Here is an 18,795-nt window from a genome sequence, read left to right as displayed (position 1 = left end):
ACTGCACTCAAGTCTGGGCATGACCAGTCCCACCGAGTACGAAGCAGCACACTACGCTGACACAGAACCAGTAGCCGGCTGATCACCGGCCAACAAACCACCGGCAGGAAAGTCGGAACGGTTCACTTAGTGGTGCCGTCTTGGGGGACCCCAAGGCTGGTGACTCGGCCAAGGCTGTTGGGTCGGCACAAACGGCCGCGGCACCGCACCCGCCGCATGGGCCAGCGCCGGCTGCGCCACGTGCTTGCGCTGCCACAGGTGGTGCAGGAGTTCCTGCTCGCGGGACGTGAAGTCGGGGCCCGCCGTGCCGTTGTGGGCGCGTTGGCGGAGGAAGGCCAGGGACGTCGCGAAGGAGATGTACTCGGCCACCGCGCGGGCGGCCGTCGGGCCGCCGGTGCGGCGGGCCAGGTCGCGGGCCAGGCTGCGGGCGCGCATCGAGGACAGGGCGATCGGCTCGGGCGGGGTGAGCCAGCCGGCCGCCTGGTACGCGGGCAGGTGGGCCCGTACGGTGCGCAGCTCGTTCTGGCGGGACCAGATCGTCAGCCAGGTCAGGGCGCCGAAGACCGGGACCATGAACAGGCTGTAGACCGCCAGGAAGCCGATCGCCGGCAGGCTCGCCGAGCCGTTCCACACCGCGTGCAGGACCATCGCCGTCAGCAGGGCCGCCAGCGGGACGAGGAACCGGCGCACGCGTCGGTGCGGGGCCAGGGTCGCGGCGATGCCGAAGCCCAGGCCCGTCATCGACGTGAAGAGCGGGTGCGCGAACGGGGACATCAGGACGCGGATGAAGAACGTCGCCGCCGTCGTCGAGCGCAGCCCCGAGTAACCGAAGCTCTGGTCGTTGGCGAACGCGTTGCCCAGGTAGAGGATGTTCTCCGTGAAGGCGAAGCCCGTCGCCGTGATCCCGGCGATCACCACGCCGTCGACGATCCCGTTGAAGTCCCGGCGCCGGTACAGGAACAGCAGCAGCACCGCCGCGGCCTTGGCGCTCTCCTCCACCACCGGCGCGACGAACGTCGCGCCCCACGTGTTCGCGTCCGCCCGCTGGGCCGCGTCGACCGTGCTCAGCAGCCACTTCGTGGCGTAACCGTTGGCCAGAATCGCCAGCAGGGTCGCCGCGCACGCCCCCCACGCGAACGCGAAGATCAGGTTCCGCCAGGGCTTGGGCTCGACCCGGTCCATCCAGCGGAACGCCGCCACCAGCAGCGGCACCGGCAGCACCGCGAGCCCCAGGCCCACCAGGAAGCCCTCGGTGCCCGTCTGCTCACGCACCAGCGCCAGGATGACCAGACCGCAGAGCGCGAGCAGCAGGATCAGCCCGCCCGCGCGCACCGCCTTGTTGTCCCACAGGGCCCGGCGCGGCTTGTAGCGCCAGCCCGCCGGCGCGGGCAGTGCGGGAAAGCTCGGCTGCTGTCCGTGGGCGGGCGCCGGCCCGGCTATCGGCTGGTGGTGGGGTGGGGACTCATGCACCCGACGACACTAACGAAGGGCCCTGTGGGGGAGGGGACGGTTTTCCGCCCGTGAGACATCCGTCCCACCGTGGGCGTTGCCGGGATTCCCTGCCATGGTCCTCGTCGGAATTCCCTGCCGTGGTCCTCGCCGGAGATCCCCACCGCGGCCCTCGCCGGAGTTCCCGCCGCAGGCATCGTCGCCCACCGCGGGCCTCGTCGCGGGCCTCGCTGGAGTTCCCGCCGCAGGCCCTCGCGGCCCCAGCCCCGTCCCCGCGACGTCCCGCCTAGCGCTCCCTGCGCGTGAACATCACGTCGTGCACCACATGCCCCTTGTCCAGCCCCTGTCCCTCGAACCGCGTCAGCGGGCGGAAGTCCGGGCGCGGTGCGAAGCCGCCGTCGGGCTGGGTGTTCTCGAAGTCCGGTGCCGCCGAGAGCACCTCCAGCATCTGCTCGGCGTACGGCTCCCAGTCCGTCGCGCAGTGCAGCAGCCCGCCCGGCGCGAGGCGCGTCGCCGCCAGTGCCAGGAACTCCGGCTGGATCAGCCGGCGCTTGTGGTGCCGCTTCTTCGGCCACGGGTCCGGGAAATAGACCCGGATGCCCGCGAGGGAGTCCGGGGCGAGCATCTCGCGCAGCAGGATGATCGCGTCGCCGTTGGCGACCCGGACGTTCGTCAGGCCGTTCCGCTCGGCGAGGCCGAGCAGATTGCCCTGGCCCGGGGTGTGCACATCGCAGGCCAGGATGCCCGTGCCGGGGTCGGCGGCGGCCATCTGGGCCGTCGCCTCGCCCATGCCGAAGCCGATCTCCAGCACGACGGGCAGCTTCGGGTCGTCGAACAGCTCCCCGAGGTCCAGGCGGCTCAGGCCGTCGATGTCCAGGCCCCACTTCGGCCACAGGCGGCGCAGGGACTCGCCCTGGCCGGTGGTCACGCGGCTGCGGCGCGGCTGGAACGAACGGATGCGGCGCTCGTGGTGCGAACCCGCCGGATCCGGAGCCGGTCCGTCGGGGAACATCGGCTCACGCCTGCGGGCGTCGGACGCCGGCACGCTGCTGTCTGGGGTGGGGGCATTGTTCTCGGGCACAGTGCTCCAATTCTACGGGCGTGCCGGCGCCCCGGACCGGGCTCGCGCGTGACCGCGCTCACTCGGGCACCGCACCCGCGCGGCGCCCTCAGCCCAACGCGGCCAGTCCCGCCAGTGCCCTCCGCGCGACCTCCCGCCCGATCGGCAGCGAAGCCGTCGCCGCCGGGGACGGGGCGTTCAGCACATGGACCACGCGCGGGGACTCGGCGAACAGGAAGTCGTCCACCAGCGTGCCGTCCCGCAGCACCGCCTGCGCCCGCACCCCGGCGGGCGCCGGTATCAGGTCGTCCGCCGACACCTCCGGCAGCAGCCGCCGCACCTCCTCCGTGAAGGCCGCCTTCGACAGCGACCGCCGCACCTCGCCCGCGCCGTACCGCCAATGCCGCCGGGCCATCCGCCACGACCCCGGCCAGCCGACCGCCCCCGCCAGCTCACCCGGTCGTACGGTCCCCCGGGTGTACCCCTCGCGCGCGAGCGCCGGCACCGCGTTCGGCCCCAGGTGGACCGTGCCGTCGACACCCCGGGTGAGATGGACGCCCAGGAACGGGAACGCCGGGTCCGGCACCGGGTAGACCAGACCGCGCACCAGCTCGGCGCGGGACGGGTCCAGCGCGAAGTACTCCCCCCGGAACGGAATGATCCGCATGCCGGGGTCGTCCCCCGCCAGCCGCGCCACGGCGTCGCTGTGCAGCCCCGCGCAATTGACCAGGGTCCGGCCGCGCAGCACCTCGCCCGCGGCCGTGCGCACCGCGACCCCCGACTCCCGCCGGCTGATCACCCGCACCTCCGCGCCGTACCGCACCGACGCCCCCGCGTCCCGCGCGAGGCCGGCCAGCCGGCCGGCCACCGCGCCGAAGTCGCACACCCCCGTCGTGCCCACATGGATCGCGCCCAGCCCGCGGACATGCGGCTCGTGCTCCGCCATCTGGGCGGGCCCCAGCTCCCGCACCGGGATGCCGTTCTCCCGGCCCCGCTGCACCAGGGCGTGCAGGCGGGGCAGCTCCGTGCGGTCCGTGGCGACGATCAGCTTGCCGGTGACCTCGTGCGGCAGGTCGTGCTCGGCGCAGAACTTCACCATCTCCGCCGCGCCACGCACCGCGAACCGCGCCTTGAGCGATCCCGGGCGGTAGTAGATCCCGCTGTGGATCACTCCGCTGTTCCGGCCGGTCTGGTGCCGCGCGGGGCCGGACTCCTTCTCCAGGACGACGACGCGCGTACCCGGAGCGGCGCGCGTGATCGCGTACGCCGTCGAGAGGCCCACGATCCCGCCCCCGACCACCAGTACGTCGCAGTCGTACGCCCTCACCACCGTCACCTCCCCGCACCGGCCGGACCTCCGCGACCGGCACCCGGCGCCCCCGGCGCCTCACCCACCGTCCCCATGATGACCTGCGCCACTGACAACGGCCCGAAACCCAGGTCAGGCCCGGGATCCGGCCGAAAAGATCACACAGGGGGCGGGGTGGGGCGGGGCGGGACGGCGCCGGAGGCGAGCGGGGGCGGTCCCGGAAGCGGGGAGGAAGGAGGGCAAGAGAAGGAGGGCAGGGAAGGAGGACAGGGAAGGAAGGCAAGGGAAGGAGGGCAGGAGGAGGAGACCGCGACGGAAAGACATCGAAGGGCGCGCCCTTCACCCCAACGACACCAGCAACGGCCGCGCCCGCTCCCTCAGCTCCACCACGCGCGGCTCGTCCCCGTACGGCTCCAGCCTGTGCAGCAGATCCCGGACGTACTCCGTCGTGCGCGCCGACGAGATCCGCCCCGCGACCTCCACCGCCCGCGTCCCGGCCGCGCACGCCGCGTCCAGATTGCCCGACTCCAGCTCGGCCACCGCGGACACCACCAGCCGCAGCCCGTGCGAGCGGACGAACTCCTCCGTCGGCCGGGCCAGCGCCTGCTCGGTGAAGCGCTGCACCTGCCTCGGCATGCGCAGGTCGCGGTAGCACTCGGCGGCGTCGGCCGCGAACCGCTCCTGGCTGTAGAAGTCCAGCCAGGACGGGTCCGGGTCGCCCGCCCGCGCGCGCTCCAGCCAGCCCTCGGCCGCCTTCAGCGCTGTACCGCAGGCCGGCGCGTCGCCCGCCTTGGCCTGGGCCCGCGCCTCGACCAGCCGGAAGAAGCTCATCGTGCGGGCCGTCGCCAGGCCGCGGTTGCGCTCCAGGGCGGCCTGCGCCAGGTCGACGCCCTCGTCGGCGAAGCCGCGGTAGGTGGCCTGGAGGCTCATCGAGGCCAGCACATAGCCGCCCAGCGGCACGTCGGCCGCCGCGCGGGCCAGCCGCAGCGCCTGGATGTAGTAGCGCTGGGCCGCCTCCTGCTGGCCGGTGTCGAAGGCCATCCAGCCGGCGAGCCGGGTCAGCTCCGCGGTCGCGCCGAACAGCGCCCGGCCCACCTCGTCGCTGTACGAGCCGAGGAGCAGCGGCGCCGCGTCGACCCGCAGGCACTCGGGGACCATCGACGAACGCCAGTCACCGCCCCCGTACTTGGAGTCCCACCGCCGGGCGTCCTCCGCCGCCTCCCGCAGCTTCGTCACGTCACTGTGGCCCACCCGCTGCGGAGCCCCGCCCTCCGAACCGCCGCCGACCTCGGCCTCCTTGGCCACCTGATGGGCCTCGCGGGCGACCGAGCTGTCGGCCGGGGTTATCAGCCAGCGGGAGGCGGGCGTCGCGTAGGCGCTGACGGAGAAGGATCCGGCCAGGCTCTGCCAGATGCCCCCGCCGCCGCGGCGACCGGCGAGATCCAGCCTGTACAACTCCGTGGCGGACCGCACCGCCTGGCCGACATCGCGCGGGAAGGCGAGCCCCACCTCGGGCGCCGGGTCCGCGTCCGCGAGACCGATCTCGTGCAGCGGCACCGGCCGGCCGAGCTTGCTCGCGATGGCCGCGGCGATCAGATGGGGGGCCGCGCCCTGGGGCACCATGCCCTTGGAGACCCAGCGGGCCACCGACGTCTTGTCGTACCGAAGCGTCAATCCCCGCTGCGCACCGAGGTCGTTGACCCTGCGCGCGAGACCGGCGTTGCTGATCCCGGCGAGGACGAGGACGGTGCCGAGCTTCTCGTTCGGCCCGCGTGGCTCCCTGGACATGCGCACCCCTCGACAACGGCGACGCCCGCCCGGCATAGGCGCGGGGCATTCGTAAACCCAGCGTAGTTCCCCGGATCCCGACCGTTAAGAGGTGTTGTCCCGGATGGCGAGATTCTGGTCCGCGCGGACGTGCACGGAGGGGCACGTGCTCCGGTTGTGTGTGGCTGTGCGCCCATCGTGCGCTCTGTCCACGCCATAAGAAGCGCGGTTCCATGGAAGGCGCGTGGGTTGGCCCGCTGTACTGGATCCAGTGGGCCGGGGGAGCCGCCGCCTCATTCCCCGCGGGCGGCGGAGTGGTCCGGGAGGCGGTCTTCCGTCTCCCGGACCTTCGCGCACCGGGCCCGTACCGCCACACTTCGGGCGAGGCGGAAAGAAGCGTCCCGCGAGTGCGCCCCCGGCCATCTCCCTCTCCCGAGTTTGGCCTGAACTCGCCGCAGGGGAAGCCCGGAAGATGTCCTACCGCTCAGCCGGCCGCCCGCCAGGTTGTCCGCCGGCTTGTCCGCCCGTTCGGCCGTCCGCCTGTCTGTCCGCCCGTCCGCCCGCCTGTCTGTCCGTTCGGTCGCTCCATCCGCCCGCCCGCTCGTCGATGCCGCGACGCGCCCGCACACCTCGGGCACCCGCGGTCCCACTCGTGACAGCATGTCCCGTGCAGTGGGCGCGGCCGACCGGCAAGTCACAACCGCCTTACGGGGCACCGTGGTTCGACCCAGGCGGGAGGGCGAGTGCGGGGCGGAGGCGTGTGAGGCGGTGGCGCCGTCGGTGTCACCTCACCCCGCTATCAGGTGAGTTGAGGGGAAAGTGAAACCGAAGTGTCGCCGCTTTCGCCGTCGCAAACGCCGCTCCACTGTGCATGATGACTGCACCTGTTGGTTGTCCACAGCCTGTGGAGGCGGCGATGCGCTGGTTGGTGGGGTGGAGCAGCACCGCCTCAGGGACCGGACCCCGAGCCGCGCCGCCTTACGGCGACGGCCCGGACCACCTCGGCACCTCGGCCGGCCTCGACGGCCCCACCGTGCACCCTGTCGGTGCCCAGCTCCTCTGGGGCGACCCGGCGCCGCTGTGGGCCGTCGGCGACTGGCGGCCCGACGAGGTCCGCGTCGTCCAGGCCGACGCCGTCACCCGCCTCGCCGTCCTCGGCCGCTGCGGCGCCAGCGACGAGGAACTGCGGGTCGGACTGATCGCCGCGCGCGGCGGCGCGCTCCGGCACCTCACCGCCTGGCCCGGCGGCTACACCGCGGTCGCCCAGGTGGGCCGGCGCGTCACGGTCGCGGGCGACCTCGCCGGCGCCCGCCCCGTCTTCCACACGGCATGGGCCGGCGGCACCGCCTACGCCACGGCCGCCCTGCCCCTCGCCGACCTCATCGAGGCGCAGCTCGACGTCGGCCACCTCGCCGCCCTGCTCGCCTGTCCCGACTCCCCGGAGGCCCTGAGCGACGGCACGCCCTACCTGGGCGTACGGCGCGTACCGCCCGGCCACGCGCTGGTGCTGCGCGACGGCGCCCGTGACATCACCGGGTACGAGCCGACCGCCTCCCTCGCCGTCGCGGGCCCCCAGCTCGCGCCCGACAAGGCGGTCGAAGGCATACGGGACGCCCTCGTCGAGGCCGTACGGACCCGGCTCGCCGCCCCCCGTCACGCCCCGGAACCGGCGGGCTTCGAGGGCCTCGACCCCGGTCCCGTCCCGGGCATGGGCCCCGCCCAGCGGCGCGCGGCGCGCGGCGGCGCCGCCCCCGCCCCCGGCATCGGCGCCGACCTCTCCGGAGGCAGCGCCTCCGCCACCCTGGCACTGCTCGCGGCCGGCCTGCCGGGCCTGCCCGGCACCCCGCTCGGCCACGGCAGCGGCGCCGGCGAACGCCTCCTCGCCGTCACCTTCAACGACCTCGCGGCCGACGGCGGCCGCGTGCGGGAGGCCGAGCTGGAACGGGCCCGCGCTCTGGCCGCCAACCCCCGCCTGCACCACGTCGTCGTCGCGGCCGGCGAAGAGGCCCTCCCGTACGCCGACCTCGCGAGCGGGCCCCTGACCGACGAGCCCGGCCCCTCCCTCGTCACCGCCGAACGCCACCGCAGACGCCTGGCCGCGGGCAGCGCCGACCACCTCGTCGGGCACGGGGCGCGCCAGGTGCTCGACGCCCACCCGGCGCGCCTCGCCGATCTGCTGATGGACCGCCGCAGACGCCACCTGCTGCGGCCCGTCTCGGCTCTGGCCCGTGCCGAGGGGCCCACGGCACAGTCCCTCTTCGTGCCGTTCACCGTCTACCGCGCGGCGCGGCGGCTGGCCCGTACGTCCTACCGGGAAGGGCTGGAGAAGGTGGCGGGCCAGCTGCTGGCGCCCGGCTTCCCGGTCGTCGCGGAGGAGGAGGCACCGGGCCCGCCGGGGCCCACCGCCCCGGCGGCCGGCCTCGGAGCGGGGCCGCCCCCGGGGGCTGTGGTGCCGGGCGGCGCCGTGGACGCCTCGCTCGCCGCCCTCACCTGGTGCCGGCCGGGCCCGGCGGCGCGGTGGCTCACGGGAGAGGCACTCGCCGAAGTATCGGTTCGCCTCCACGCCGCCGCCGTACGGCCCTCAGGACTCCTCCAGCGCCCCGGCGAGCGCCGGGCCGCCGCCGCGCTCGCCCGGCACGCGGCCGACCACCGGGTCTTCGAACAGGCCGCCGAGGTCCGCAGCCAGCGCCTGCACGCCCCCTTCCTCGACAACCAGGTCGTACGGGCCTGCCGCGCCCTCCCCGAGGCGCTCCGGGTACAGCCGGGGGCGCGCGCTTCCGTCCTGCGCGCGGTCCTCGCGGGGGCCGGGGTCCGTGAACTGCCGCCCGGCTGGGGCGCCACGTCGCACGCCGCCCACGCCGCGGCCGTACGGGCGGGCATCAGAGCCTCCGTGAAGCCGCTGCTGGAGCTCTTCGACGCGCCACTGCTGGCCGACGCGGGGCTCGTCGACGCCCGAGTCGTACGGGCCGCCCTGAACGCGGCGGCGGACGGCCGGGCCCTGCCCCTGGACGGCCTGGCGGAGCTGGTCTCCACCGAGGTGTGGCTACGGCGGCTGCTCGCGCGGCGCGGCACGTGCTGGACGGGCGCGGCGGCGCCCCGGCAGCGGGCGGTGGCGGGCGGCGTGGGGCCGGGGCCGGGTCTGTGAGGACGGAGGCCGGAGTTCTGAGGCCCGGGCATAGGGAGGGAAGCGAGAGCAGCCTGTGATGCCAGGGAGCGGGGGAGGATCAGGGCAAGACCCGTGACGTCCGAGGCGCGGGAAGGCAGGAGAAGGCCCGGGGCGGCAGGCGCCGCCGCTCGGGCGGCCACCTCAGCCGCAGCTGATCCGGGCCGCCGCCCAGTCGGCGACCGTCACCGTGTCCCAGGCGGAACCGGGCTCGACGACCAGCCGGATCGTCCGCTGCCCCTTCAGCGGCACATGGACGGGAACCGCCGCCTCGCCGCCCCGTACGACCCCCGAACGCCACAACCGCGTGTCGTCGCCGTAGACGGAGAACCGGGCCGAGCCGAACCCGAACGTCATGTCGTCCACGCCCACCAGGGCGTCGTAGGACGTGCAGGAGCGGTTGAGATCGACGGTCACGGACGACATGGCGTTCACGCTCACGCCGTCGCGGTACATCACGCCGCCGATCCGCAGGCCGTACCGCTGCCACAGCCAGCTGCTGACGCCCGGCCGGATCTCGGGGGCGGTGCCGTCGCCGACGCCCGCGTAGTCCAGCTCGTTGAGCGGGTGGACGGTGGCGGGCGGCGGGGCGGGCTTCGGGGGCGGCTTGGGCGTCGGCGGCCGGGGCGGCGTGGGCTTCGGGCTGGGCGCCGGGGGAAGGGGTGCGGCCGGCGTCGGCGTGGGGCGCGGCTTCGGCGCGGCCGCGTGACGAGGTTCCGGCGGCTTGCTGCTCACGGACGGCGTCGGCGTCGGGCTTGGGCTGCGGCTGGGGGTCGGCGTCGGGCGGGGCGAAAGGGCCGGGGAGGGCGTCGGCGAGGGCGTAGGTGAGGGCTTCCGGGGCGGGGCGGGAACGACAGGCGCAGCGGTGGCCTTGGCCTGCGGCTTCTTCGGCGGCGCGGGCGAGCTGCCGATCAGGGCGTACGCGGCCACGGCCCCGGCGGCGACCACCGCCCCCGCCGCGATACCGATCTTCGCGGGCGCCCCCAGGCCCTCGCCGGCCGCCGCACTTCCCGAACCGCCCGCACCCGAACCGCCCGCACCGGCGCCGCCCGCCCCCGTGCCTCCGGCACTTCCGGAACCGGCTGCCCCGGCACCCCCTGCCACCCCGCCCGCGGCCGCCGCCGCACCCGCCCCCACGGCCGTACCGGCCCCTGCCGCACCCGTGGCCAGTCCCGCCACCGTCTTGACGGAGAAATCGGTGGCGAACCATCCGATGACCGCCACCGGCAGCAGCACACGCAGCCGCTCATTGACGTCCGCGACCTCCAGCGCCGCCGTACGACAGCGCGCGCAGCCCTCCAGGTGCTTGCGCAGACCGCGCTCGGCCCGCACCCGCAGCCCGCCCCGGGCGAACGCGCCCAGTCGGTCCGCGTAGCGCGCGCAGTTGCCGCCCGCCGTCAGCGAGGTGCTCACATGCGCCTGGAGGTACGCCTGCTTCAGGCCCTCGCGCGCCCGGTGCGCGAGCACCGCCGTGGCGTTGGCGGTCAGCCCCAGCAGCGGCGCTACCTCGCTGGGGGAGCCCTCCTCGACGGTGGTGTGCCACAGCACCGTCTGCCAGCGCTCGGGCAGGCTGCGGAACGCCCGCACGGCCAGCGAGTGCTCGGCCTCCCGCATGGCCAGCACGTCGGCGGCCAGGTCGAGGGTGTCGTCGTCCGGCGCGGTGGAGGCGCCCGCCGCCGAGGCCGCGAAGACCGCGAAGTCCTCGACGAGCTGCTCCCGCTTGGCGGTCTTCCCCCAGGCCGCCGCTACCCGCCGGACGGTGGTGAGCAGATACGCGCGCACCGACGAATCCGGTCCCGCGCCGCTCCGCACCGCCTGCAAGGTCCGGGCGAAGACCTCGTTGGTCAGGTCCTCCGCGGTGTGGTCGTCACGGCAGCAGCTACGGGCGTACCGGCGGACCGCCGAGGCGTGCCGCCGGTACAGCTCCTCGTACGCCAGGCTCTCGCCGCCCCGCATCCGCGAGACGAGCTCGAGGTCGGACGGCGGTACGTCGGCTTCGCCACCCGCACCGGAATGCGCGCCGGAATCCCCCGCCGCCTTGGAAAGGGCACCGGAAAAGGCACCGGGAAGGGTGCCGGAGGACGCATCGGCGGACGCGCCGGTGAATCTGTTGGTTCTGTCGTCCGTCGCCCTGTCGTCCGTCGATCTGCCACCGGCTGATCTGTAGTCGGCCGATCTGTAGTCGGACGAGCCGGGGCCGGACGGGCCGGGGCCGGAACCACCGGCCGCACCGGCGTCAGCCGTACCGCTCGCTCCGGTCCCCGCCCCCGCTGCCGTCCCCGCGCCGGCTTCCGTGCCGGGGCCGCCGCGATGCCTGCCCTGGCGCTGCCGGGGCACGCTCGCGTCGATGCCGCGCGCGGCAAGATCCGGCACGAAGGGAGTGGGAAGGGACAGGCCGTCGTGCACGGGAAGGTGACGGGGGAGCGGTGGCTCGCCTTCCTCATCGTTCCCGCGCGGTTCTTCCGGCCCGTCAACATCCATAGCGGAGGCCCCTGTACACACCAGCACATTTGGACATCCGGAAGCCTGGCACAGCGTCGGCCGTCACGAGGGCAGCACGAGCCGCAACCACTCATCCGTGGTGTCCTGGCGCACCAGGAGTACTAGAGATCACCCAAAAGGGGAAGGATTAGTCGAACGCGCCCCGTAACCCGCCTTCACGGACCATCTGACAGGCCATCTGACGGACCACCCGAAGAGCACCCGGCAGAGCGCCCCCGACAGATCGCCGAGGAGGCACCCGCGGCACGGACCGCTCGCACGGCCCGCACCGCGGCTTACTCACGGCTTACCCGCGACCTCGCCCGCCCCTACTCCGACGGCCGCGACCGCAGCCCCTCCAGCAGGATGTCCAGCAGGCGCGAGGACGCCGCCGCCTGCTGCACCGCGTCCGGCAGCGACGGCGCGGCCGTCGCTATCACCAGCAGGACATCGGCGACCGTGACGTCCGGACGCAGCTGACCCGCCGCCCGTGCCCGGTCCACCAGACGGCCGACGACCTCCAGCAGAGCCGCCGCACCCGAGTCGTCCCGCTCGTCGACCGGGGCCGGCCGCTGCTCGACGAGCCGCAGCTCGTGCAGCTGACCACCGGTGGCGCCCGGCTGCCGCTGCTGCGGCACCCTCGGCTCCACCCGCTCCTCGGCCTCCACGTCGACGCCGACCCGCAGCACCTGCGGCGGCAGCAGCCGCCCCGCGCCCGAGGCCACCGACGTGCGGAGGAACCGGGAGAGAGCCGACCACGGCTCGTCCTCCTGGCCCAGCGCCGTACGGGCCTGCTCGGTCAGCCGAGCCGTCTCCTCCTCGGCTATCCGCCGCACCAGCACGTCCTTGCTGGGGAAGCGGCGGTAGACCGTCCCCACCCCCACGCGGGCCCGGCGCGCCACGTCCTCCATCGGCGCCCCGTACCCCAGCTCGCCGAAGACCTCGCGAGCCGCGCGCAGTACATGCTCGAGATTCCGCTGCGCGTCCACGCGCAGCGGAGTGCTCCGGCCACCGCCTGCGTCAGCGGACGCGACAGCGGTCGACCAATGAGAGCCCTGAATATGCATATGTGTTCCCCCGGTTATGACGTCTCCCCCCGGAGACTCCCCGCCCTGACTGCCGGGGCACGTCTCTGACACCCCGACGGAGTACGAACATAGTTGAGCCCAGGTCAAGAAAGAAGAGGTAGTTCCGCACAGGCCATCCCCGATTGGAGTACGGCCCCCTCCCGACCTGCTTCCGCACCACCTCACAACCCCACCACAGCCACCCTGACCTGCGTGCCTGTCTCCCACCCCAGGACCCCGACCGCGGAGGGATCACCTCCATGACCGGTCATACATTTCGCAGGGCCTGTGGACAAACCGTCGCCGGGGGTGCGTCATGGGAGGGAGCTGTGCTCGCCGGGGCGACCCGGCACCCCGGCCTGACACCCCTCGGGCCGGGCGACATCGCGAGGAGGGCCTTGGTGAAGGAACCGGCGCGCATTCTGATCGTCGGCGGCGGCTACGTCGGGATGTACACCGCCCTCCGCCTCCAGCGGAAGGTGAAGCGGGGCGAAGCGCACATCATCGTGATCGACCCCGAGCCGTACATGACCTACCAGCCCTTCCTCCCCGAGGCCGCGGCCGGCTCCATCTCCCCCCGCCACGTCGTGGTCCCGCTGCGCCGCACCCTCCCCAAGTGCCAGGTCGTCATCGGCGAGGTCACCTCCATCGAGCACGCCAAGCGCACCGCCACCATCAGCACCCTCGCCACCCGCGAGGACAGCACCGGCGCCATCGAGGTCCACTACGACGAGCTGATCCTCGCCCCCGGCTCCATCTCGCGCACCCTCCCGGTCCCCGGCCTCGCCGACCACGGCATCGGCTTCAAGACCGTCGAGGAGGCCATCGGGCTCCGCAACCACGTCCTCGAACAGATGGACATCGCCTCCTCCACCCGGGACCCGGACGTCCGTGACGCCGCGCTCACCTTCGTCTTCGTCGGCGGTGGCTACGCCGGTGTCGAAGCCCTCGCCGAGCTGGAGGACATGGCCCGCTACGCGGCCCGGTACTACCACAATCTGGAGCCCGACGACCTGCGGTTCATCCTCGTCGAGGCATCCGGGCGCATCCTCCCCGAGGTCGGCGAGGACATGGGCCGCTACGCCCTCCGGGAGCTCCGCGGCCGCAACATCGACGTCCGCCTCGACACCCGGCTGGACTCCTGCGTCGACCGCGTGGCCGTGCTCAGCGACGGAGCCCGCTTCCCCACCCGCACCCTCGTCTGGACCGCCGGCGTCAAGGCGCACCCGGTCCTCTCCGCGACCGACCTGCCGCTCAACGGACAGGGCCGCCTCAAGTGCACGACCGCCCTCACGGTCGACGGCGTCGAACACGCCTGGGCGGCGGGCGACGCGGCGGCCGTGCCCGACCTCACCGCGGAGGAGAAGGGCACGTACTGCGCCCCCAACGCCCAGCACGCGGTACGCCAGGCCAAGGTCCTCGCGGGGAACGTCCTCGCCTCGCTGCGCGACCGGCCGCTCAAGGACTACCGGCACAAGTACGTCGGCTCCGTGGCCTCCCTCGGCCTCCACAAGGGCGTCGCGCACGTCTACGGCAGGAAGCTCAAGGGCTACCCCGCCTGGTTCATGCACCGCGCCTACCACCTCAGCCGGATCCCCACCTTCAACCGTAAGGCGCGCGTTCTCGCCGAGTGGACCCTCACCGGGCTCTTCAAACGCGAGATCGTCTCCCTCGGCTCGCTGGAGAACCCGCGCGCCGAATTCGAACTCGCCGCGGACACCGGACGTCATCCTGAAGCGAGTTGACGCAGGTCGTGGGCCCGAAGAGGGAGCCGGGAACTCCCCCACGGGGGTCGACGTCTGACGGATGTCAGTCCGGTCGGCCACACTGGTCGTGTGACCATGGGTGGGCTCGTCCCTGCGAAGAGTGACAATTACGAGGATTCGGACGTTTGCAGCATTCCCCCGGGGGCCGGCCCCCGCACCGTCAACCGCGGCCCCGCGCCGGGCGCGCGGCTCAGCCACCACACGTCGCCGAGCTGGTCCGGAACGACTCCGCGAGGTAATCCTCTGTGAACTTCACCCGCTGGAGCGCCCGGTTCCCCGGAACACAGCGCCGAGCCGCAGCGCGCACCGACCGTAACGACCGCGCAGACCGTAACGACCGCGCAGACCGTAAGGACCGCAAGGACCGTAAGGACCAGCCCGGCCGTAAGGACCGGACCGAGCCCGCACCGCAGCCTCCGCCCCCGTCGGGCGGCTCCGTGCCCGCCGCCCGCGCGGAGACCGCTCCACCGGCCCCCTCGGCCCCCGGCGGTCCCGGTGGCCCCGCACCCGGCCCCGAGGACGCCGTCCCCACCCTCGACGGCCTGTCCGTCCACGACCTCCTCGGCCAGGTCCCGGCCCTCGTCGCCGTCGTCTACGGCCCCGACCACCGCCTCGCCTACGTCAATGACGCCTATGCCGCCCTCTTCGGCCCCCGCGCCCCCGGCGCGCCCGCCCGCGAGGCGCTCCCCGAGCTGACGGAGCTCGGCCTGCTCCCCCTCATGGACCAGGTCCTGCGCAGCGGCCGGCCCCGTACGGTCAAGTCCCGCCGCGTCACCGCGGACGCCCGCACCGGAGAAGCCCGCACCACGGAGGCCCGCGCCACGGAAGCCGGTCCCACGGAAGGACGCGGGACGGACACCAGCGCCACGGACACCCAGGGCGCCCCGCACACCACCGGCACCCCGGCGGCAGCCACCGAACCCGCGAGCCCCGGCCGGCACGGCTACTACACCTTCACCTGCTCCCCGATCACCGTGGGCACCCCGGACGCCGACCGGCCCGGCGTCCTCGTCTTCGCCGCCGACGTCACCGACCAGATCGAGGCCGCCGAGCGGCTGCGCGCCAGCGAGCGCCGCCAGCGCGAGGCCGCCGTCACCCTCCAGCGCAGCCTGCTCCCCCAGGAGCTCGAACAGCCCGACGACCTCCGCGTCGCCGCCACCTACCAACCGGGCGGCAAGGACACCGCCGTCGGCGGCGACTGGTACGACGTCATCACCCTCGGCGCGGGCCGCACCGCCCTCGTCATCGGCGACGTCATGGGCCGCGGAGTCCGCGCCGCCGCCGTCATGGGCCAGCTCCGTACCGCCGTAAGGGCCTACGCCCGCCTCGACCTGCCGCCCCACGAGGTCCTCCAGCTCCTCGACGGCCTCGCCTCCGAGATCGACGCCACCCAGATCGCCACCTGCGTCTACGCCGTCCACGACCCCAACGAGGGCCGCCTCGTCTACGCCTCGGCCGGCCACCTCCCGATCCTCGTCCGCGACCCCGACGGCACGGTCCGCCGCGCCGCCGAACCCACCGGCCCCCCGCTCGGCACCGGCGGCTGGCTCCACACCTCCGGCACCGTGCCCCTCGGACCGGGATCAAGCGCCGTCCTCTACACGGACGGCCTGGTCGAGCGGCGCCACGAGGACATCTACGAGGGCGTCGAAGCCCTCGAGCGCGCCTTCGCCGGTGCCACCGGCTCACCCCAGGTCATGTGCGACCGGCTCATCCGCGCTCTCGGCGTCACCGCCGACCACGACGACGACGTCGCCGTCCTCGTCCTACAGCACCCCGCCCGCACCGGCCACGACGCCGAGCTCTTCCACAACGCCGCCCTGGAGCTCCTCGGCGGCGTCGAGGCGGCGCCCCGCGCCCGCGCCTTCGCGTCGGGCGTCCTGGTCAGCTGGCGCTTCCCGACCGAACTGCGCGATCTCGGGGTCCTGGCCGCGAGCGAGCTGGTGGCCAATTCCCTCCAGCACGGCACCCCGCCCATGCGGCTGCGCCTCCGCCGCACCGACCGCAGGCTGATCATCGAGGTCACGGACGGCGACGACCACCTCCCGCGCCGCCGCCGCGCCGAGCCGGTCGACGAGGCGGGACGCGGCATCTCGATCATCGCCACGATCGCCTCCTCCTGGGGATCGCGCCGCACCCCGGGTGGAGGCAAGGCGGTGTGGTGCGAGTTCGCCCTGCCGACCGGACACGCATGACACACACGACGAACGGCTGTGGCCCGGAAACCAGGTTTCCGGGCCACAGCCGTTCGATGACACATATATACGTGCGACCTCTATAGAGAGGGAGAAGGAGAGGGGGCGAGGACCCAAGGGGTCAGACGGACACCTTCGTCCGCTCGGTGCCCTCGACCGGACCGGTCGGCTCGGCTTCCTTGCCGCCGGCGCGGACCACGCCGCCCTTCGCACGCACCGCCGACATCCGCGGCGGGATCTCCTGCGCCGGAGTGAGCCGACGGCCCATCCGCAGCGCCAGCCCGGAGATACCGAGCGAGCAGACGACCAGCATCACGATGTACGCGACGTACATGCCGCCACCGGCCATCAGACCACCGACCGCCGGGCCCACGGCCAGCGCCAGCTGCTTCACGAGGGCGAAGGCCGAGTTGTACTGGCCCACGAGCCGCGCCGGGGCCAGGTCCGCCACGAGGGGGGCCATCGTCGGCGCCAGCATCGACTCGCCGATGCCGAAGAGCGCGTACGTGGAGATCAGCAGCGCGGTCGCCACACCGTGCGCCCCCGGGACGAGCCCGGAGACCCCCGCGGCCACCCACGCCACGGTCCAGATCAGACCGACCAGCGCGATGACCCGGCTGCGCCGCCGGCGCTCGACCAGCTTCAGGACGACGAACTGCGCCAGCACGATCGCCGCCGTGTTCGCGGCGAGGGCGATGCCGAGCGTCGCCGGCGAGATCCGGGTGACCTCGACGGCGAAGGCCGCGAGACCCGACTCGAACTGGCCGTAGCAGGCGAAGAACATCACGAAGCCCAGCACACACAGCTGCACCATGGCCCGGTCCGCGAGCAGCGTCCGCCACCCGCCCTTGGCACCGTCGGTCGGCACCGCGTCCTCGACCTTGGGCGCCTTCGGCAGACGCACGGTCGCGATGGCCGCACCCAGGACCAGGAACATCACGGACTCGATCGCGAAGAGCCGCACAAAGCTCGACGGGTCCGAGGTGTCCACCAGCTGCCCGCCCAGCAGACCACCGACACCGAGGCCGAGGTTGTTGAGGAAGAACTGCGTCGCGAAGGCATGCGAACGGGTGCTCGGCGTCGAACACCACACGATCATCGTGGCCAGCGAGGGCTGGATCACCGCGATACCCGCGCCGAGCGCGGCCGCGGCGGCGACCACCAGGGACTGGCTGTCCGCGAGCCCCAGCCCCATCGAACCCACGGCGGCGGAGACCGTACCCGCGATGGCGACAGGCAGCGGACCCCGCCGGTCGATGACCCGACCGGTGAAGGGCAGCACGACGAGCGCGGCCACGGCGAACGTCGCGAGCACGATGCCTGCCGTGCTCGCGCCGAGGTCCCGTACCTGAGACACATAGATGAACAGGAACGGAACGGTGAAGCCATTGCCGAACGCGCTCAACGCGTTGCCCAGCTGGATCCGGCGCAGTGCTGCGCCCATCGCGGTGGTCACACTCACCCCTTAGGTAGAAGAGCCCGGTAGAGCCCGTAGAGATCGGTAAGACGGATCAGGAAGATCAGGAAGCGGCCGAAAGTCCAAGCCTGAAGACTTCAACTCTAAACTTCGAAGCTAAAGAGTACACATCAAAGGGCTTTAACGCCAATCACTCGTGCCATACTGCGGCCCATGGCTGACACATCCGGCGCGCCCGAGCCGAGCCTCGACGAACAGATCGCCGCCTACCAGCGCGAGTTCCAGGACCTTGATCCGCAGGTGGAGAAGGTGGTCTCGGCCCTCAGCCGTCTCAACCGGCGCATGAACGTCGCCTACGGGCGGCAGACCGCCGAGCTCGGCATGAGTAACGCCGAGTGGGAGGTCCTCAAGGCCCTCGTCCTGGCCGGCGACCCGTACCGCATGGGGCCCGGCGACCTCGCCAAGCGACTCGGGCTCACCCCGGCGGCGATGACCCACCGCATCGACCGGATGGTCGCGGAGGGGCTCGTCACCCGGGAGCGCGACGAGAACAACCGCGTCCGGGTGATCGTCGGCATCACCGAGGAGGGCCGGGCGAAGTGGCTGGAGGCCATGCGGATGGCCACGGTCTTCGAGGAGGAGCTGCTCCAGGACCTCTCGGGCGAGGAGCGGCACCGGCTGGGCGAGATGCTCACCCGCCTGCTGCGGCGGGTGGAGGAGGCCCAGCCGGACGCCGGCGGCAGGCTCAGCGACCTCGACTGAGGCCGGGCATCTCATGGGTTGACATGGATTTGACCCATGGGTAGTGTTCTCCGGGTTGCCAGACGGGCCTGACGGTCCGGAGGCGGCCACTCACGCCACATCCGGTGGCACTCTCTACTGCACGGCCCTTGAACGGGATGGATTTCGGCGTGTCCGGAATTCGGATCGGACTCCGATTAGGAGTCGCGGGGGAAATCCGCTAAAGTAGTGATCACGCCGGAAGGCGCGAAACACCCCGCTCCAACAGGGGGCCGGAAACGGAATTCGGACCGGAAACGGAACGGAAAACGGATCTGGTAAGGTTGGAAACAACGAAGGGAAGCGCCCGGAGGAAAGCCCGAGAGGGTGAGTACAAAGGA

Annotated in this window: 11 protein-coding genes; 4 read left to right on the top strand and 7 right to left on the bottom strand. The window is 73.2% G+C overall.

Going from position 1 to position 18,795, the window contains the following annotated elements; translation table 11 throughout:
* Positions 1-126: 126 nt before the first annotated feature.
* From LUZ64_RS35490 to LUZ64_RS35475, 4 genes are all read right to left on the bottom strand, one after another.
* A complete protein-coding gene (locus LUZ64_RS35490) occupies positions 127-1,470 on the bottom strand; it encodes a PrsW family intramembrane metalloprotease (RefSeq protein ID WP_095582101.1) in 1,344 nt (447 codons plus the stop codon).
* 265 nt (positions 1,471-1,735) lie between these two features.
* Positions 1,736-2,530: a tRNA (guanosine(46)-N7)-methyltransferase TrmB gene (trmB, locus tag LUZ64_RS35485; protein WP_095582100.1), complete on the bottom strand. Its 795-nt coding sequence runs from the start codon at positions 2,528-2,530 to the stop codon at positions 1,736-1,738.
* Positions 2,531-2,618: 88 nt separating this feature from the next.
* A complete protein-coding gene (gene lhgD / locus LUZ64_RS35480; RefSeq protein ID WP_095582102.1) occupies positions 2,619-3,836 on the bottom strand; it encodes an L-2-hydroxyglutarate dehydrogenase in 1,218 nt (405 codons plus the stop codon).
* Between the two features lie 321 nt (positions 3,837-4,157).
* On the bottom strand, positions 4,158-5,606 hold the full coding sequence (locus LUZ64_RS35475) for an NsdA family TPR-like regulatory protein (protein WP_087927442.1): 1,449 nt from the start codon (positions 5,604-5,606) through the stop codon (positions 4,158-4,160).
* Between the two features lie 895 nt (positions 5,607-6,501).
* Here LUZ64_RS35475 and LUZ64_RS35470 point away from each other — a divergent pair.
* Complete coding sequence (locus LUZ64_RS35470; protein ID WP_095579084.1) at positions 6,502-8,730, top strand: asparagine synthase-related protein; 2,229 nt, start codon at positions 6,502-6,504, stop codon at positions 8,728-8,730.
* A 162-nt stretch (positions 8,731-8,892) separates the two neighbouring features.
* Here LUZ64_RS35470 and LUZ64_RS35465 read toward each other — a convergent pair whose 3' ends face one another.
* Positions 8,893-10,704 (bottom strand): sigma-70 family RNA polymerase sigma factor, encoded by a 1,812-nt coding sequence (locus LUZ64_RS35465; RefSeq protein ID WP_269755787.1) that lies wholly within the window; start codon positions 10,702-10,704, stop codon positions 8,893-8,895.
* A gap of 854 nt (positions 10,705-11,558) precedes the next feature.
* Complete coding sequence (locus LUZ64_RS35460) at positions 11,559-12,296, bottom strand: TetR/AcrR family transcriptional regulator (RefSeq protein WP_095582568.1); 738 nt, start codon at positions 12,294-12,296, stop codon at positions 11,559-11,561.
* 401 nt (positions 12,297-12,697) lie between these two features.
* On the opposite strand from LUZ64_RS35460, the gene LUZ64_RS35455 reads away from it, so the two are divergent.
* Together LUZ64_RS35455 and LUZ64_RS35450 are read left to right on the top strand one after the other, a co-directional pair.
* Positions 12,698-14,041, top strand: a complete 1,344-nt coding sequence (locus LUZ64_RS35455; protein WP_095582569.1) for an NAD(P)/FAD-dependent oxidoreductase — start codon at positions 12,698-12,700, stop codon at positions 14,039-14,041.
* A 266-nt stretch (positions 14,042-14,307) separates the two neighbouring features.
* On the top strand, positions 14,308-16,257 hold the full coding sequence (locus LUZ64_RS35450) for an ATP-binding SpoIIE family protein phosphatase (protein WP_095582570.1): 1,950 nt from the start codon (positions 14,308-14,310) through the stop codon (positions 16,255-16,257).
* 121 nt (positions 16,258-16,378) lie between these two features.
* On the opposite strand, the gene LUZ64_RS35445 is transcribed toward LUZ64_RS35450, so the two are convergent.
* Positions 16,379-17,701, bottom strand: a complete 1,323-nt coding sequence (locus tag LUZ64_RS35445) for an MFS transporter (protein ID WP_232390617.1) — start codon at positions 17,699-17,701, stop codon at positions 16,379-16,381.
* A gap of 186 nt (positions 17,702-17,887) precedes the next feature.
* Between LUZ64_RS35445 and LUZ64_RS35440 the strand changes: the two genes are divergently transcribed.
* Positions 17,888-18,436 carry a MarR family winged helix-turn-helix transcriptional regulator gene (locus LUZ64_RS35440; protein ID WP_095582571.1) on the top strand — a complete coding sequence of 183 codons (549 nt, stop codon included), beginning with the start codon at positions 17,888-17,890 and terminating at the stop codon, positions 18,434-18,436.
* The last annotated feature ends 359 nt before the right edge of the window (positions 18,437-18,795 follow it).

The sequence above is a fragment of the Streptomyces albireticuli genome, assembly GCF_021228125.1.
Lineage (GTDB): Bacteria > Actinomycetota > Actinomycetes > Streptomycetales > Streptomycetaceae > Streptomyces > Streptomyces albireticuli.
The sequence above is the reverse complement of the archived record's forward strand: the minus strand, read 5'-3'. Positions and strand labels throughout refer to the sequence as shown.

What these genes read in the sequence shown, in the direction of transcription:
- LUZ64_RS35475 (WP_087927442.1), bottom strand. Translation starts at nt 5,606, where the DNA reads ATGTCCAGGGAGCCACGCGGGCCGAACGAGAAGCTCGGCACCGTCCTC.
- LUZ64_RS35470 (WP_095579084.1), top strand. Translation starts at nt 6,502, where the DNA reads ATGCGCTGGTTGGTGGGGTGGAGCAGCACCGCCTCAGGGACCGGACCC.
- LUZ64_RS35465 (WP_269755787.1), bottom strand. Translation starts at nt 10,704, where the DNA reads ATGCGGGGCGGCGAGAGCCTGGCGTACGAGGAGCTGTACCGGCGGCAC.
- LUZ64_RS35460 (WP_095582568.1), bottom strand. Translation starts at nt 12,296, where the DNA reads ATGCATATTCAGGGCTCTCATTGGTCGACCGCTGTCGCGTCCGCTGAC.
- LUZ64_RS35445 (WP_232390617.1), bottom strand. Translation starts at nt 17,701, where the DNA reads ATGGGCGCAGCACTGCGCCGGATCCAGCTGGGCAACGCGTTGAGCGCG.
- LUZ64_RS35440 (WP_095582571.1), top strand. Translation starts at nt 17,888, where the DNA reads ATGGCTGACACATCCGGCGCGCCCGAGCCGAGCCTCGACGAACAGATC.